The organism is Microbispora sp. GKU 823, assembly GCF_002027145.1.
GTDB lineage: Bacteria > Actinomycetota > Actinomycetes > Streptosporangiales > Streptosporangiaceae > Microbispora > Microbispora siamensis.
In genome coordinates this window covers 15,431-31,887 of the sequence record NZ_MWJN01000058.1, presented here as the reverse complement: position 1 = coordinate 31,887, position 16,457 = coordinate 15,431, and the positions used below count along the sequence as shown (strand labels likewise).

Here is a 16,457-nt window from a genome sequence, read left to right as displayed (position 1 = left end):
ACAACCATTTAATTTCCGTCGTGGGCCGGATCGCGGGTGTCACCGCCGCCGAGACGCGGGAACGGCTGCTGCGCGCGGCCGTCGACGTGTTCGCCCGGCGCGGGTACGACGGCACGCGCGTGGCCGACATCGCCGCGGCGGCCGGGGTGAGCAACGGCGCCCTGTACGCGCACTTCGGCTCGAAGGCCGAGCTGATCGTGGCCGCGCTGCGCGCTCACGGGCCGCGGCTGCTGGCCGACCTGCTGGCCGCCGAACCCGACCGGCCAGTCGCGGACCTGCTGGTCGCCGTGGGCCGCCGCCTCCCGCGCCGTCCCGACGCGCGCGGCTCCCTGATCGTCGAGGCGCTGGTCGCGGCCCGCCGAGACGAGGATGTCGCCCGCCCGATGCACGACTACGTCGGCGAGCGGGCCGGCTGGCTCGCCGGGCTCGTCCGCACCGCACAGGACGACGGCGAGATCGACCCGGCGCTGTCGCCCGGCGCCGTCGCCCATCTCTGCCTCCTGCTCGCGATGGGCAGCGCGCTCCTCACGCCGGACCTGCACGCGGTCGGCGACGAGGAGTGGAGCGCCCTGCTCACCCGTCTCGTCACCGCCATCGCCCCGACCGACCCCACCCACCACAAGGGGGAGCACCAGTGAAAGTGCAGATCGATCCCGCGCGCTGCCAGGGACACGGCCGCTGCTACGACCTGTCGCCCGACCTGTTCACCGAGGACGATGAGGGTTACGGCCAGGTCGCCGGCGACGGCCTCGTGCCGCCGGGCGGCGAGCGCGCGGCGCGGGTCGCGGCCTCCAACTGCCCGGAGAAGGCGATCGTCCTCGTCGAGGAGGCCTGACATGACCGTCGACGATCGCTTCGTCCGCGACTTCCGCGACTCACGGGAAGAGCCCCTCGGCATTCGCAACGAGATCATCACCGGCCCGGTCTCCGACTGGGCGACCGACTTCTCCCACCTGGAGCCCGAGTGGGCCGCCGATCCGTACCCGATCCAGGACGACCTGCGGGAGCGCTGCCCGATCGCGCACACCGAAAGGTTCGGCGGCGGGTGGCTGCCGACGCGGTACGAGGACGTCGCGGCCATCGCCTACGACACCGAGCACTTCTCCTCCCGGGCCATCATCATGAGCAACTACCGGCCGCCCAGGGACATCGCGCCGGTGGGAGCCGTGCCGCCGATCTCCTCCGACCCGCCGTTCCACCACGACGCGCGCAAGCTGCTGCTCCCGGCGTTCACCAAGAAGGAGGTGGCGAAGCGGGAGGAGGCGGCGCGGGCGTTCTGCCACTCGCTGATCGACGGGTTCGAGGGCGCGGAGATCGTCGACGCCGCCCGTGACTACGCGCAGCACATCCCGATGCGGGTCATCGCCGACATGCTGGGCTTCCCGCCGGAGGACGGGCCGCGGTTCCGGGAGTTCGTCGAGCACGCGCTCGAAGGCGTCAACCTCCCGCCGGAGGAGCGGATGGCGCACATGGGGGAGCTGTTCGACTACCTCCTGGAGCAAATCCGCGACCACGTCGCCAACCCCCGCGACGACCTCACCACCTACCTGATCGAGGCGGAGCTGTACGGCCGCAAGCTCGACCCCTCGCACGTGGCCGGCACGATGGCCCTGCTGCTCATCGCCGGGATCGACACGACGTGGAGCGCGATCGGCGCCTCGCTGTGGCACCTGGCGAAGACCCCGGCCGACCGCGAGCGCCTGGTCGCCGAGCCGGCGCTGCTGCCGACCGCGATGGAGGAGTTCCTCCGGGCGTACGCGCCGGTCACGATGGCGCGGCTGGTCAAGGAGGACATGCACTGGCGCGGCGTCGACATGAGGGCCGACGACTGGGTCCTGCTGTCGTTCCCGGCCGCCAACCGCGATCCCGCGCAGTTCGACCGGGCCGACGAGGTGATCATCGACCGCGAGATCAACCGGCACGCGGCGTTCGGGCTCGGCATCCACCGCTGCGTCGGCTCCCACCTCGCCCGCATGGAACTCCGGGTCGCCCTGGAGGTCTGGCTGGAGCGCGTCCCCGTGTTCGGCCTCGCCGACCCCTCTGAGGTGACCTGGGCCCCCGGCCAGGTGCGGGGACCGCGCACGCTCCCGCTCCGCATCGGCTGACCACCGTGAGGCGGCGAAGGCCAAGCGGTGGGGTCCTGACCGCCGTCGATCACTTCACCGGCGCGGACCCGCCCCGGCGCACCCGCGACGCCTTCCGGCCGTACGCCGCCGCGTCGGCGTACGCCGCCAGGGTGCGCCGGGCGGTGCGCGCCCAGCTGTAGCGCTCCCGCACGTACGCGGCCCCCCGCTGGGCGAGCCGGTCCGCCTCCTCGGCATCGTCGAGGAGGCGCAGCAGGGCCGCGGCCAGCTCGCCCGGGTCGTCGCGTACGCAGCGGACGGCGCCGTCGCCGACCACCTCCGGCGAGTAGCCCGGCCCGACGACCACCGGGCGGGCGAGCGCCATCGCCTCGACGGCGACCAGGCCGAACGGCTCGTACACCGACGGGAACACGCAGACGTCGGCGGCCAGGAAGTGCGCGAACACCTCGGCGGGAGCGAGGAAGCGGTTGCCGGCGACCACGTGCCCGGAGGTCCGCGTCCGCTCGATCAGCCGGGCCACCGCCGCCGCGTCGCCGGTCTGCGGCGCCTGGGCGCCGACCAGCACGAAGCGCGTGTCACCGTGCTCGGCGACGACCCGCGGCACCGCCCGGATCAGCGTGTGGACCCCCTTGTGCGGCGACGGCCGCCCGGCGAACACGACGAGCCGGCCCTGCCCGCCGGGCAGGTAGCGCCGCCGCACCTCCGCCCGGGCCCGGTCGCGCTCGTCGTCCGGCAGTCCGGCGAGCCGCAGCAGGCCGGGCTCCTCGAAGCCGTGCGGCACGACGAGCATCCGGTCCGCCGGCCAGCCGCGCGCGGCGAGGTCGTCGCGCATGCGGGCGCTCGGCACGAGGATCAGGCGCGCCGTCCGCGCCTGGGCCGTCTCCAGAAGGTCGAGGAGGACGGCGTACGCCGACCGGCGCGGCGCGTTCTGATCACCCGCGTGGGCGTTCAGCTCGCGGGTGTGCACGTGGAACGCCACCGGCAGCCGTCCCAGCACGTGGCACAGGATCCCGGCCACGCAGCCCATCCAGTCGTGCACGGCGACGACCGCCCCGGTCCGTCCCGCCTCGGCCCGGAGGATCCGGGCGGCCGCCCGCACGTTGAACGCGAGCAGCCCGGCGACCCTGACGAGCCGCCGTACGCCCGGCGGGAGGACCGAGCCTTCGCGCGGGCCGTAGCCGGGGGTGGGGCAGGCGGTGCAGAGTGACGTCACCCCGGCGTTCCGTCCGGGCGCCCGGCCGCGGCGGGCCGTGGCGCCGAAGAGCACGACCGGCACCCCGGCGTCACCCAGGGCGTCCGTGATTCGCTCGGCGTACCGGCCCAGCCCGCCGACGACGTCGGGCGGGACCTCCGAGCAGACGGCGTAGACGCGGAGGCCGGGGGAGAGATGATCAGCGGTGGGCACGGCGCGAACCTAGTCCCTCGCGCCGCGCGCGGCCAAGACCGTCCCGGGCTCCCGGCCTGCGGCGGCAGTGGGATGCAAGTCACCTCGTCGCCCGCGCACCGCGCGACGAAGACGATCGGAGCGTGAGCCGCCCGCCGGTGACTACGTACGGAGCGGTGCCAGGTCGTCGCCCGCTCCGGAACAGGCGCGGATCACGTCCGGCGTGAGCGTCACCCCCGGCACACCGCACAGCACCTCATGAAGGTCCTGCGAGGCGGCCAGCTCCCGGAGCGACTCGGGGAGGTCATGCGCGCCGGAGCCCTCCATGATCTGATCGATGGCCCCGGGATACGACTCCAGGTAGTCCGCCAGCTCCGGCCATCGGATGCGAAGGAGAGTCCACAGCGCGAGGGTGTCGGTCGGCACCAGGCTGCCCTCCAGGACGCGTACGGCACGCAGGACGGTGTAGGTGTTGACGAACCGCTTCATCGCGCGCGGTTGCTGTGCAGCAACCGGGAGAACTTCGCGAGGGCGTGGTGGGATAGGCCCTGTACGTCGGCGTCGAGGATCCGTTCGACCGCCTGTGAGGCCACCATCTCGCGGACCCGGGGCTCGGCCTTCGCCAGGGTCTCCAGCACCTCGATCTCGTCACTGCTCGCGGTGAGTGCCGCCCGGACCTGGTCCGCGGTGGGCGGCGAAGGCGCCGCGACGCTCACGCCGAGCAGCCCGCCGAAATACAGGTCCCGGCCGGCCCCGCCGAGTTTGGGCATGGGGACGCTGAGCTGGAAGAGCTTGTCCAGGAACAGGTAGCCGATGGGGCGCCCCGGCTCGGCGACGGCCGATTTGAACGTCTCGTAGGCGTTCTCGTAGGCGCAGCGCAGCCAGGCGCCGTCCATCGCGACGACGAAGCTCGGGGCATGGAAGTCGGGAGTGCGGCGTACGGGCCGACGCCAGTGCTCGGGCACGTCGCGGACGAGCGTCTGGACGGAATCAAGAAAGTTCACGACGTAGTCGGCGTTGCAGCGGTCGAGGTCCTCCACGAAGACCACGATGGGCCGGCCGGCGTGACGCACGAGCCACGCGATGTGCTCGGCGACGTCGTTCATGGGGTCGGTGTGGGACTGCTCGAAGGTGCGGGCCCTGCGCGCGGATCCCCACATCGCGTACCTGCTGACGAGGATCCCGGCCGTCCACAGCGCGCCGGCCGCTCCGGCGACGGTGGTGACGGTCGTCAACGTCGGTCCGACACTGGGGACCGTGATGACGCCTGCCCTGAACAGGAACGCGGTGAGGAGGGCCGCGCCGACCAGCAGCAGACCCGACAGCACCTGAGGGGCGCCGTCACGGCGGACACGCGCGAGCAGCTCTCGCAGGAGGAAGAAGGGACGCCGCCAGCGAGGCCTGTGCTGGACGACCGCCTTTCGGATGGTGATCAGCAGCGCCCACCAGGGTGGTTCGATCCGCACGTGCCGCCAGGTGTCGAAGAAGGCCACGATCGAATCGCTGTGCAGTTCGCGGGCGAGCAGCTTGAGCAGGGTGCTCTTGCCCGTCCCCCATGAACCGTCGACGTGCACCAGGAACGACACGTCGGGGGTCTCCGTCCGGGCGTGCCGCAGTTGCCTGGCGAGCACGTTCGCCAGCGCGGTCCGCCTGAGCACGTCGTGGTCGGCCGGCGCGTCGCTGACCCACTGCGTGCGCTCCCGCCCGCCGGGCGCGAACTCTCCGGGCCTTCTGCGCCGGTCCTCGGGAACCGAGGCGGCTCGCTCCCGAGCAGAGCGGATGACGGCGTCGAACTCCGGCCACGTCTCGGCGAGAGCGGAAGCCGGGCTCATGTACCCGGCTCTGCCGTCTGGACCGTCCACCGCGTAGAGGATGCCGAGCACCGCACCGAGTTCGGGGCTCCAGACGGGCGCTCCGGAGTAGCCGGCCGTGAACCCCGTGCTGTCGGTGGCCTCCAGTTGGACGGCGCCGTTCGGCAGGCTTCCCACCGTGCGCCCGGACGCCCAGCGCCCATCAGGGTAGCCGCCCGGAAAACCGTAGGCGCTGACCTGAAGGCCGGGCGGCGCGACAGCGGCGAACTCGACCGGCCGGACGTCCGGCGGCAACGACCTTTCCAGCCGGAGGACGGCGAGGTCCCCGGTTCCGGGCTCCGAACCGGGCACGTGCGGCGCCCAGAAGTGGACACTCGCCCGCAAGGGCCCGGTGCGGAGGAACGGGAAGCCCACCAGTACGGTCTCCGGCTGCTTCTCCCCTCCACGGGCGATCACGTGCGCGCACGTCAGCACGAGATCCGCGGCGACGAGCACGCCGGCGCCCCTGACCGCCCCTGTTTCGTCGCTGATGTCGGCGACGGCCTGCTCGATTGTGGAAGCCGGGGGAGTGCTCATGGTCACATCGTCCTACGCCCCGGCAGGACATGCGGCACTCTCACCCACCATGCCCCGGTCGTCCGTACGGCCGGTGGGGCGCGGCGAAGGAGGGCCCGCCGTGGACGGGCACGGCGGGCCCTTCCGGTCACTTGGCGGTGTTGTCGACCTCCAGAACGAGCCGCGCGAGCTCGAAGCGGTCGAGGTTGGGCGCGTACGCCGTGGCGTTGCCGAGGACGAGCGCCCCGGAGGCGGTCGTGAGGGTGAGCGGCGTCGCCTGGGACCAGAAGTTGTCCCACGCGTAGTTGTGCCGGAACACGCCGCGCGTCGTCGCCCCGCCCTTCTCGGTGATGTCGAGGAACCGGCTGATGACGTCGGTGTTGTAGGGGTGCCCGGTGTTCCTGTCGGCGTTGGCGTAGTGCGCCACGAGCACGTACTCGCCGGGGCCGAAACCGCCGGGCCGGGTGAGGGTGAGCGTGTTGCCCGCGCCGTTGCCGATGTCGCCCACATAGGTGCCCGCGGAGGCGTTCGAGCCGCTCGTGGCCGGGACGGTGACCACGCGGGCCGTTCCGGCGCGCTGCGTCTGCTCGGCCTCGACGCGGTGGACCGCCGCGTCCGCCTCCGCGGCCCTGACCGTGGTCAGGCCGCGCAGCCGCAGGCCGGCCGGGCCGCCCACCTCGACCACCGAGACGCCGGCCGGGAGATACACCCGGGCCCGGGAGGCCGCCTCACCGGGGCGCGTCGCCCGCACACCGTCGATCCGTCGTCCGTCGACGCGGACGTCGAGGTCGCCGGCTCCGGCCGCCTTGTAGGAGAAGGTCAGGTCGTAGTAGCCGTCCTCGCTCACCGCGGCGAAGAACGTGGCGCGGGCGCCGCCGCCGAGGGTGACGGCGGCGCCCTTGCCCTCGCGGGTGATGCCCGCGCCGCCGGACAGCCGGGCCTCGTCGGCCGGGTACGCCGCCCGCTCGGGACCGGTGACCTCGGTGAGGTCGAACCTGTCCAGCGTGATGTCGCTGCCCGGCAGCAGGGTCGTGCCGTCGGCGCTGGTGCGCAGGGACAGCTCGTGGGTGCCGGCGGTCAGCTCGACCTCCACGTCGGTGCGGCCGCGGTAGGTCCAGCCGAGGTCGGCCGAGTACTGCACGACCTGGTCGAGCTTCCCGTCCACGAACAGCGCGTGCCTGCCGGGGGCCTTGTTCGCGCCCTGGAAGACGCCCAGGCGGTAGCGGCCGTCACGCGGCACGGTGACCGGGAACGTGACGGCGGAGCCTGCCTTGTTCATGGAGCCGACGTCCCGCTTGCCGGAGGTCGCGTAGAGCTGCGGGTCCGCGGTGGTGTCCTGGTCGTACGCCTGGGCCGAGGTGAGCGTGGCCGACTCCGCCTCGACCGAGACGCTCCACGGCGCGTCGGTCGCGGGCGCGCCGCCGCTCGACGGGACGATCGTGACCCGGTAGGCGGCCATCACGTCGCCGCCCGGCAGGTCCACCCGCAGCGTGCCGCCGCGCAGGGTGGTCCGGGTGGCCGCGACGACCGGCGGCTGCACGGCGTCGCCCTCGTAGCCGGACCAGGTCGTCTTGGACACGACGACGTCGACCTGCGTGCCGAAGACCGCGGAGTCGAGCCCGGAGAGGTCGAGCCGGACCGGCGCGGCGCCGCCGCCGACCAGGATCGTGCCCCGCCGTACGGAGGGGTCGACGGCCGCGACGGCCTGGACCGTGTCGGGGACGTCCGGCTGCGGCGGGGTGACCTTCACCGTCTGCCCGGTCAGGTCCGCGTACCACTTGAGCAGCCACCACGCGCCGTTGGCCTGGCGGGTGCGCACCGCGTGGTCGGAGAGGTTGCCGGCGTAGGTCCAGAACGCCATGTCGGCGTCGACCTTGGTGTCCTCGAACATGGTGATCCACTGGACCATCTGGCCGGGGACGGACATGTCGCGCCGGTTGCCGTACTCGTCGATGTTGATCGGCAGCGGGCCGATGCCGAGGTCGCGCTCCATCTGCCGGTAGTTCGCATAGTGGCCCCGATAGGCGGCGAGGCTGCCGCGCGACAGTTCGTGCCAGGCCATGATGTCCGGCAGGCAGCTCTTCCCGCCGCAGGTGTCGTCCCTGGCCCAGGTGAGGAAGTCGCGCAGGCGGCCGGGGTTGTAGGCGGCCTCGTTCGGCCCGACGATGCGGGCGCCGGGGTCGATCGAGCGGATGCGCTCGACGACGGCCTTCCAGTCGCTGAAGAACTTCTGCTTCATCGTGGACCAGTTCTGGTACCAGATGCCGTCGGGCTCGTTGAACGGCACCCAGACGAACCTGCCCTTGTCCCGCGGGCGCTCCGTGACGACCTTGCGCACCATCGCGTCGACCTTCGCGAGGTAGTCGTCGATGCCGAGGTTCTCGTAGGGCCACTTGCTGTAGACGTCCTGCATGTAGACGACGATCTCCTCGCCGCCCGCGGCGAAGAAGCCATCCGCGATCTTGAGCGCGTCGCCGTTGGGGTGCTGGTCGCCGTCCGGGGCCTTCTGGGCGACCGTACGCGGCCGGGCGCCGGCGACGAGGGGATCTCCCGGGACGCCCGGGTCGGACAGGCCGTACAGCATGCCGGTCGCGCCGCCGTGGACCGGACCGGTGCGCTGCCCGAAGTCCACCTGGACGACGTCGGCGGCGGCGGTGTCCGCGCCGGCCGGGCCGGCGAGCGGCCCGGCGGTCAGGGTGGCCGCGGCGAGGGCCGCGGTCACGGCCGTCACGCGGGCACGCCGGAATGACCTTTGTCGGTGCATGGGTGTCCTCTCCTGTCACCGGGACGCGCGAGCGCCCCGGAGGGGGGTGGTACGGCGGGCTCGACGGGCACCGCCGGGATCGGAGGTGAAAGGGCGCCGTGCGGTCGTTACTTCACGGCGCCGCTGGTGATGCCGGAGATGATCTTCCGCTGGGCGACGGCGAAGACCACGACGAGCGGCAGGCTCATGAGGATGACGTAGGCGAAGATGAGGTGCCAGTTGTTGAGGTAGAGCCCGGCGCCGGCGACGCGGAAGAGGTTGAGCGGCAGGGTGTCGAGGCGGCCGCCGACCACGAAGAAGGCGTAGAAGACGTCGTTCCAGACGTAGAGGCAGACGAGGATCGTGGCGGTGGCCAGGACCGGCCGCAGCAGGGGCAGGACGACGTGGAAGAAGACGCGCACGGGCCCCGCACCGTCGATCTGGGCGGCCTCCTCCAACGAGGTGGGGATGGTGCGGACGAAGCCGGTGACGAAGAAGATGACGGTGGACATGTAGATGCCCATGTAGACGCCGATCATCCCGACGGCGCTGCCCGCCAGGCCGAGCTGGCGCAGCAGCAGCACGACCGTGACCACCGCGGGGGGCAGGATGATGCCGCTGATGGCGAGCGCGTACAGCACGGCGTTGAGCCGGGTGGCGCGCCGGGCGAGGATCCAGGACGCCATCGACCCGAAGATCAGGGCGCCGATGACGGCGGGCACGACGACGAGGAGGCTGCCGAAGAACGCGGCGGGCACCTCGCCCTCGCTCCACACCTCGCCCAGGTTCTCCAGCAGGTGCCAGTGGGTGGGCGGGGTGAGGTTCGGGATGAGGGCCTCGCCCCGTGACTTGCCGGCGGTCGCCACGACGAGCCACAGCGGGATGCCGATGGTGACCAGTGCCAGCGCCGTGGCGGCGAACGGCTGCAGGCGGGTCGGGAACGAGGTGCCCCTGGCCACGGAGCCGGTCATGGAGGAGGCGTGCCGGCGGGCGGGGGAGTGCGGCGTCACAGGATCTCCTCGCGCTTGCGCAGGATGCGGATGACAGGGAAGGCCATGAGCGACACGAGCAGGAACAGCACCAGGCTCATGGTCGTGGCCTGGGCGAACAGGCCCTGCCCGAAGGTCCGGTAGATGAAGATGTTGAGGATCTCGGTCGTCCGCGCGGGACCGCCGCCGGTGGTGGCCTGCACGATGTCGAAGCCGTTCATGGAGCCGAGCAGGGCGGTGGCGACGTTGAACGTGATCGCGGGGGCGAGCAGCGGGAAGCGCAGGCGCCGGAACGCGTGCCACCGCGAGGCGCCGTCGATGCGGGACGCCTCCATGATCTCCTCGGGGATCGTCTTGAGCCCCGCCAGGTAGATGAGCATGGACAGGCCCATCCACTTCCACGCGTGGACCAGGGCGACCACGACGATCGTCCAGCGGGTGTCGCCCAGCCAGGCGTAGTCGATGTGCTGCCGGAAGATCTGGGACAGCAACTGGTCGAGGCTGCCCTCGGGCTTGAGCAGGGCCTGGAAGATGTAGCCGACGGCCAGGGCGGACATCAGCACCGGGATGAGGAAGAAGACCCGCAGCGTGCGGTTGACCCAGGTGTCGCGCTCCAGCAGGAGGGCCAGGCCCAGCCCGAAGAGGTTCTGGAAGACCGCCACGAGCACGGCGTAGACCACGGTGATGCGCAGTGCCGAGAACAGCGTGCCGCTGGAGGCGAGGTCGGCGAAGTTGTCGAACCCGACCGGCCTGATGGCGCTCTTGAAGCCCGACCAGTCGGTGAACGCGTACACGAAGTTGAACGCGGTCGGCAGGAAGAAGAACACCAGCAGGATCGCGAACGCCGGGGCCATGAACCACATCGGGTGGGTCCGGTCCGGCCTGCGGCGGGTGCGGCCGGCGGGACCGCGCGGGGCGGGCGGCGGCGCGAGCGGCCGGTCCGGGACGGGGGTGTCCGTGGCAGTCAGCATGGCATGTCCTCAGGTGCCGGGCGCGGAGACGGGGGCGAGCCGCGGCCTCCGCGCCCTGTCGATGGGCCTGTCGGTGGGCGCGAGTCGTCGGGCGTCAGAAACCGGCCGCGCCGGCGCTTGGCGAGCTGGGCGAACTGCTCCTGGGTGGTGGAGGCCACCTGCTCGGGCGTCATGGTGCCGGTGATCATGTCGGCGAGGTTGATGTACAGGTCGGGGTTGGCCACGGCCAGGGCCTGCATGGAGCCGACGGCCTCGCCGAGGGAGTCGTGCACCTGCTGCAGCGCCTTGGGCACCGAGGCCGGGCTCGGCACGTCTGTCTCCAGGGAGACCGTGTTGCGGTCGGCGATGAAGTCCTTGTAGCCGGGGCCCATCCAGAACGACAGGAGCTGGCGCGCGGCGGCCTCGCGCTTGGCGTCGCCGGTCTTGAAGGCCACCAGGGCGTTGGACTGGTCGGGGATGAAGGTGCCGACGTTGCCGCTGGGGGAGATCGGGAAGAAGCCGATCCTCTTGTCGAGGGTGGCGGTGTCGGCGGTCGCCTGGAGCTGGCCGAAGAAGGAGTTGACCTGCACCACCATGGCGGCCTTGCCGTCGAGCAGGGCCTTGCCCTGGTCCTCGAACCTGGCGGTCTTGATGTCCTTGTTGAACAGTCCCTCGTCGATCAGCGACTTGTACTTCTTGATCGCGTCGAGCACGACCGGGCTGGAGAAGGTCTCCTGACCTTTGTTGATCTTGTCCCAGAGCCCGTCCTTGGCGGCGTCGGCGAGCTGGACCTGGACCCACCACTGGGTGGCCCACCGGTCGCCGGCCATCTCGTAGAAGGGGGTGACGCCCTTGGCCTTGAGCCTGCGGGCCAGCTCGACCATCTCGTCGAAGTTCTTCGGGGTCTCGGTGATCCCGTTGGCCTCGAAGACCTCCTTGTTGTAGTAGACGCCCTCGACGGCCGGGCTGGTGACCAGGGCGGCGTACCGCGTGCCGTTCAGGATGCCGGTGATGTCCTTGAGCGGGGGGGGCGAGCTTGGACAGCCAGGGGGCCTGGTCCAGCGGCTGCAGGTTCGTCCTGGCGTTGATGGCCGTGAGCATGGACGCGGTCGGCTGCCAGAACGCCAGGTCGGGCTTGTCCCCGGTGGCGACCTTGGTCTGCACGCCCTGCTCGTACGGGTCGGGAATGGTGACGATCTCGACCTTCGCGCCCGTGGCCTTGCCGAACGCGTCGACGACCTGCTTGGGGACGGCGTTGCTGTTCTGCGCGGCCCAGATCGTCAGGGTGACGCCGTCGAGCCTGGCCGTCGGCTCGGCCCAGGTGGTGGCGGCCGCCTCGCCCGCGGCGCCGCCGGCGGTGTCCGCGGAGGAGTCCACAGAGGGGTCGCTGCAGGCCGCGGCGCCCGCGGCGATCACGGCGACGACCGCGAGGGTCTGCCATTTCTTCATGGTTTCGATCTCTCTTCTGGGGGGCGCCCGGACCGCTGGCCCGGGATTTTAGAGCAGGAGGGATTAATCGGATGAGGATGATGAGACGGGTGAAACGCGAAGGATGCGGGCAGAAGGGCCGGAAACCGGCTTGGTGAGGACGAGCCGGCCCGCCTCCCGGTCCCACTCCCCGTCCCAGGCGGGCAGGTGGCGGGGGTAGACGACCTCGACGCCGACCTGGCGCCCGGCGAGGTGCGGGAGGGACAGCGAGGCCGTCGCCCGCTCGTCCGCGCGGCACCAGACCCCCACGTACGTGTGGTCCGGTGTGGTCAGGGCGAGGCTGAGCCAGGGGTCGTCCCAGCCCGGAAGCCCCAGCGGCCAGACGGGGACGGCCTCGGCCAGGTCGGAGCGGATGTCGCGGTAGGCGGCGACGGCCGCCCCGACCGCGTCGCGCTGCGCGCCGGTCATGGTGGGCAGGTGCCCCGACAGGTAGAGGCGGCCCAGCATGCCGGTGCACAGGCTGTAGGCGATCCGCTCGTCGTCCATGTCCGGCTGGGGGTAGGCCCAGCTCGCGGACTGCTCCGGCAGGACGGACAGGGGAGCGGCCACCGCGATCGGGGGATACCGCAGGGGGTCCTGCTGGTCGCTGGTGGACTGGAGCTGCATCCGCGACAGCAGGGCGTAGTCCATGCGCATCGCGCCGGAGGCGCAGTTCTCCAGGATCAGGTCAGGATGGCGGTCCAGCACCGCCTCCAGCCATGCCAGGTGGGCCCGGTTGCAGGCGAGCAGCCCCGCGCCCGGGCTCGCGGCGTCCACGTCGGTGCCCGCGCCGGGGTCGATGTTGTAGTCGAGCTTGAAGTAGCCCACACCGAGCTGCTCCACCAGCCGGTCGACGACCTCGTCGAGATGGGCCACGGCGGCCGGGTGGCGCAGGTCGAGGTGGTAGCGGCCGTGCTCCACGATCCTCGTGCCGCGCCGCTGCAGGAACGCCTCGGCGGGCAGCTTGTCGGCCATCGGGCTGCGTACGCCGATCACCTCGGGCTCCAGCCACAGGCCCGGGACCATGCCGCGCCCCCTGATGTGGGAGAGGACCTCTTCGATGCCCCGCGGGAACCGCGTCTGGGACGGCTGCCACTCGCCCACGCTGTCCCACCAGTCGCCGTCGTCGTCGTACCAGCCGGCGTCGATGCAGAACACCTCGGCGCCCGCGTCGGCGGCGGCGTCGATCAGCGGGATCAGCTTCGCGGTCGTCGGATCGCCCATGAGGGTGTTCATGTAGTCGTTGAAGACCACGGGCAGGCGGGCCCGGTCCGGATGAGGGCGCACCAGGGCGCGGCGGTGCGCGGTGAGCGCGGCCGCCGCGCCGTGAAGCCCATCGGAGGAGACGGCCAGCGACGCCGGAACCGTCGTGAACGACTCGCCGGGGGCGAGGACGGCGTGCCACTGGTGGTCGATGTCGGTGGGGCCGAGCAGCGCGACGTAGGCGCCGTCCCTGCGCTCGCCGATCTCCCACCGCCACGGGCCGTTGTGCTCGACCTGCCACAGCCACGCCCGGCCGGAGTCCGGATCGAGCAGGCCCGCCGTGGGCAGGTGCTGCCCGGTCGACCAGGTGCCGGTGCTGGTGACCGCCAGGCGGCCCCGGCCGTCCTGGCCGTGCAGCGGCAGGTTGAGGTCCGCCATCTCCTCGCGCAGCGGCCGTACGCGCCAGCGGCTCTCGCCCAGCCACTCGCTGTCGGCGCGCACGACCTGGAGGCCGCCGGCCGAGCCGGCCGGGAACCCGGCGGCGAACGAGGTCACGCCCAGCACGACCGCCTCCCCGGTGCCGCGGTTGGCGACCGTCGTCCAGGACCGTACGGCCGGCACTCCCTCGGCCGAGCGCAGGTGCGTGTGCGCCTCCAGGCCGGTCTGCTCGTCCCGCACGGTCACCCGCAGCTCGTGCCACTGCCCGTCGCGGACCTGCTCGGCCCCCACGTAGGTGAAACGGCGGCCGACGGCGGTGTCGGAGAAGCGGTGGGACGCCCGCGCCCGTCCCTGACCGGCCAGCAGCACCTCCACGAGGGGCTGCGCGGGCGGCCTCGGTCCCGGGTCGCCCGTGCCCAGCTCGCGGATGCTCACCACACCGTCGGGTGATATGGCGATCACCACCCGCAGTGCCGAGTGCCCCCACACCAGGCTGGTCTCGGTGTGCCGTGAGTTCAACTGCGTCTCCTGACGATCGAGCCGGGTTCTCCGGAGGTCCTTGCGCGTGCGGGCCGTGACGGTGACCCTCGCGAGGAGACAGGCCGCGGGCGGCGGGCGAGCCCGGGGGCCGTCCCCCTGCATGCGTGTGACCGGTCACATCCGCACGAATGCGAGTGTGACCGGTCACATGACCAAGGGGAAGAGCTCGTTACGTTGTTGTTAATAACATCCGGCGGACGGCTCGGCTCGGCCGTTGGGCGCCGCGGCCGCACGGCCTCCCTTGAGCAGGCCGGGCGGCCTTTCACGGGCCGGCCGGGCGGCGCGGATGCGGCTCACCGCCGCGGGGGCGCCGTCGACTCGCGCACCACCAGCCGCGGCGGCGTCAGCGACACCGCGGGCTGGGGCGCCCCGGCGAGCTCGGCCAGCACCGCCGCCACCGTGGCGCGGCCGAGCCCGGCGAAGTCCATCTCCACCGTCGTGAGCGCCGGCGTCCAGTACTCCGAGCCGGGCACTCCGTCGAAGCCCACGATGCTCACGTCACCGGGCACGTCCTTGCCCGCCTCGAACAGCGCGCGGCGCACCGCGAGGGCGATGTCGTCGTTGCCGCACAGGATCGCGGTCACACCGGGGTCGGCCGCCAGGACCCGTCCCGCCTCGTACGCCGACCGCACGTCCCAGCCCGCCCGCACCACCGGCGGGACGGCGGCTCCGGCTTCGGCCAGCGCACGCCGCCAGCCCGCCTGACGTCCGCTGTGCTCCGACTCCGACGGAATCGCCACGTGGTGGACGGTCCGGTGTCCCAGGGCCAGCAGGTGCCGCGTCGCCTCGGCCGACGCCTGCTGCTCGTCCAGGCAGATCGCGGGCCGCGCCACCCCGCGTACGCCCGGCTCCACGGCGGCCGCCGCGGGCAGGGACTCGGGGAGCGCGCGCAGCACCGCGATGCCGGCCGCGTCGAACGCGATCACGATCACGCCCCCGGCGCTCGGATCGCTGACGTAGTCGGCGGCGTTGCGCACGTCGCCCTCGCGGTCCGACTCGACCACCCGCACCCCGACGGCCAGGCCCTCGACCCTGGCCGCCTCCTCGATGCCCTGCAGGGTGGAGGCGTACCCGTACAGCATGGTGTCGGAGGTGACCACCGTCACGCCCCGCGCCCGCCCCGTCCCCAGTGCCCGGGCCACCCGGTTGGGCCGGTACTGCAGCCGTTCGATGACCTCCATGACGGTCCGCCGCGTCTCGGCGCTCACCTTGGGCGAGGCATTGAGCACCCGGGACACCGTCTGCCTGGACACGCCCGCCGCCGCCGCGACGTCCCGGATGCTCGGCACCGTCTCCCGGCCGGGACGCGGCGAGGGCACCTCAACAGGGGTTTCGTTCACGTCCCCATCGTGATCGGTCTGCCGAGCCGGGGTCAAAACGCCCTGTAGTCTCGGCGCGTGCGGCACGAGTCACCGGACGGCGGTGGGGGCCTGCGCCGGCATCTGCCGGACGGCGGGACCCGGCCCGGCCACCGGCTGCGGTTCGGCTCCGGAGCGGCGGGCATCGAGCGGCTGGAGGCGTCGCTCGTCGGCGAGGGGTTCGCCACGCACCGCCACGACACGTACGCGATCGGGATGACGCTGCGCGGCGTGCAGACGTTCCGCTACCGCGGTGAGCTGCGGCACTGCCTGCCGGGGGAATGGCACGTCCTGCACCCCGACGAACCGCACGACGGCGTGGCGGGCACCGACGAGGGGTTCGGCTACCGGATCATCTACCTCGACCCCTCCCTCGTCCAGGAGGCGCTGGGCGGGGCGCCGCTGCCGTTCGTCGCCGACCCGGTGATCGGGCGGCGACAGGCCGACCCCGCGCTCGCCGCGTGCCTGCGGGACATCGACGAGCCGCTGGACGAGGTCGAACGGCTGACGCTCACGCTCCGGGTGGTCCGCACGCTCGTGCGGCACTCCTCCGTACGGAGCTCCTCCGAGGTCGGCTCCGCACGGCCGGGTGGGCGGGCTCCGCTGGCGCTGGAGGCGCTGGCCCGCGTGCGCGACCTGATCGCCGACGACCCCACGGTGCGCCACACGCTCGCGGAGTTCGAGCAGGTCTCGGGCCTGGACCGGTGGACGGTCGCCCGGCAGTTCCGCGTCGCGTTCGGCACCAGCCCGACCCGCTTCCGCACGATGCGGCAACTCGACCTGGCCCGCCGGATGCTGCGCGACGGCGTGCCCCTGGCCGGGGCGGCCCAGCTCGCCGGCTTCGCCGACCAGGCCCACATGTCGCGCATGTTCAAACGGGCGTACGGCCTCACGCCCGCCCGGTGGACCGCCGCGCTCGCGTGAAGACGGCGCCG

General features: G+C 72.4%; 14 protein-coding genes. 5 read left to right on the top strand and 9 right to left on the bottom strand.

Going from position 1 to position 16,457, the window contains the following annotated elements:
- Positions 1-20 precede the first annotated feature (20 nt).
- Genes B1L11_RS26970 through B1L11_RS26960 form a run of 3 tightly spaced genes read left to right on the top strand, consistent with a single transcriptional unit; the run spans position 21 to position 2,105 of the window.
- Entirely contained in the window at positions 21-638 is a 618-nt protein-coding gene (locus tag B1L11_RS26970) for a TetR/AcrR family transcriptional regulator (protein WP_079317303.1), read from the top strand.
- Entirely contained in the window at positions 635-835 is a 201-nt protein-coding gene (locus B1L11_RS26965; RefSeq protein WP_079317301.1) for a ferredoxin, read from the top strand. Before B1L11_RS26970 ends, B1L11_RS26965 begins: the two co-directional genes overlap by 4 nt.
- A gap of 1 nt (position 836) precedes the next feature.
- Positions 837-2,105, top strand: a complete 1,269-nt coding sequence (locus B1L11_RS26960; RefSeq protein ID WP_079317299.1) for a cytochrome P450 — start codon at positions 837-839, stop codon at positions 2,103-2,105.
- A 49-nt stretch (positions 2,106-2,154) separates the two neighbouring features.
- Here B1L11_RS26960 and B1L11_RS26955 read toward each other — a convergent pair whose 3' ends face one another.
- The 7 genes from B1L11_RS26955 to B1L11_RS26925 form a co-directional block, all read right to left on the bottom strand.
- Positions 2,155-3,489: a glycosyltransferase family 4 protein gene (locus B1L11_RS26955; protein ID WP_079317297.1), complete on the bottom strand. Its 1,335-nt coding sequence runs from the start codon at positions 3,487-3,489 to the stop codon at positions 2,155-2,157.
- Between the two features lie 141 nt (positions 3,490-3,630).
- A complete protein-coding gene (locus tag B1L11_RS26950; protein WP_079317296.1) occupies positions 3,631-3,957 on the bottom strand; it encodes a hypothetical protein in 327 nt (108 codons plus the stop codon).
- Positions 3,954-5,855 (bottom strand): P-loop NTPase fold protein, encoded by a 1,902-nt coding sequence (locus tag B1L11_RS26945; RefSeq protein ID WP_143737582.1) that lies wholly within the window; start codon positions 5,853-5,855, stop codon positions 3,954-3,956. The genes B1L11_RS26950 and B1L11_RS26945 overlap by 4 nt, the downstream gene beginning before the upstream one ends.
- A gap of 127 nt (positions 5,856-5,982) precedes the next feature.
- Complete coding sequence (locus B1L11_RS26940) at positions 5,983-8,565, bottom strand: CBM35 domain-containing protein (protein ID WP_079317294.1); 2,583 nt, start codon at positions 8,563-8,565, stop codon at positions 5,983-5,985.
- A 140-nt stretch (positions 8,566-8,705) separates the two neighbouring features.
- A complete protein-coding gene (locus tag B1L11_RS26935; protein WP_218671340.1) occupies positions 8,706-9,587 on the bottom strand; it encodes a carbohydrate ABC transporter permease in 882 nt (293 codons plus the stop codon).
- The gene (locus B1L11_RS26930) at positions 9,584-10,537 is read right to left on the bottom strand and encodes a carbohydrate ABC transporter permease (RefSeq protein ID WP_179155337.1); all 954 of its coding nucleotides are present in this window, start codon (positions 10,535-10,537) and stop codon (positions 9,584-9,586) included. The genes B1L11_RS26935 and B1L11_RS26930 overlap by 4 nt, the downstream gene beginning before the upstream one ends.
- Complete coding sequence (locus B1L11_RS26925) at positions 10,531-11,517, bottom strand: ABC transporter substrate-binding protein (protein WP_256862918.1); 987 nt, start codon at positions 11,515-11,517, stop codon at positions 10,531-10,533. Before B1L11_RS26925 ends, B1L11_RS26930 begins: the two co-directional genes overlap by 7 nt.
- Positions 11,518-11,552: 35 nt before the next feature.
- Here B1L11_RS26925 and B1L11_RS48660 point away from each other — a divergent pair, with 35 nt between their 5' ends.
- A complete protein-coding gene (locus tag B1L11_RS48660; protein ID WP_218671339.1) occupies positions 11,553-12,017 on the top strand; it encodes a hypothetical protein in 465 nt (154 codons plus the stop codon).
- Between the two features lie 11 nt (positions 12,018-12,028).
- On the opposite strand, the gene B1L11_RS26920 is transcribed toward B1L11_RS48660, so the two are convergent.
- Together B1L11_RS26920 and B1L11_RS26915 are read right to left on the bottom strand one after the other, a co-directional pair.
- Complete coding sequence (locus B1L11_RS26920) at positions 12,029-14,143, bottom strand: glycoside hydrolase family 36 protein (protein WP_218671338.1); 2,115 nt, start codon at positions 14,141-14,143, stop codon at positions 12,029-12,031.
- A gap of 314 nt (positions 14,144-14,457) precedes the next feature.
- Positions 14,458-15,504, bottom strand: coding sequence for a LacI family DNA-binding transcriptional regulator (locus tag B1L11_RS26915; protein WP_218671337.1), 1,047 nt, complete (start codon positions 15,502-15,504; stop codon positions 14,458-14,460).
- Between the two features lie 57 nt (positions 15,505-15,561).
- Here B1L11_RS26915 and B1L11_RS26910 point away from each other — a divergent pair, with 57 nt between their 5' ends.
- Complete coding sequence (locus tag B1L11_RS26910; protein ID WP_256862916.1) at positions 15,562-16,446, top strand: AraC family transcriptional regulator; 885 nt, start codon at positions 15,562-15,564, stop codon at positions 16,444-16,446.
- Positions 16,447-16,457 lie beyond the last annotated feature (11 nt).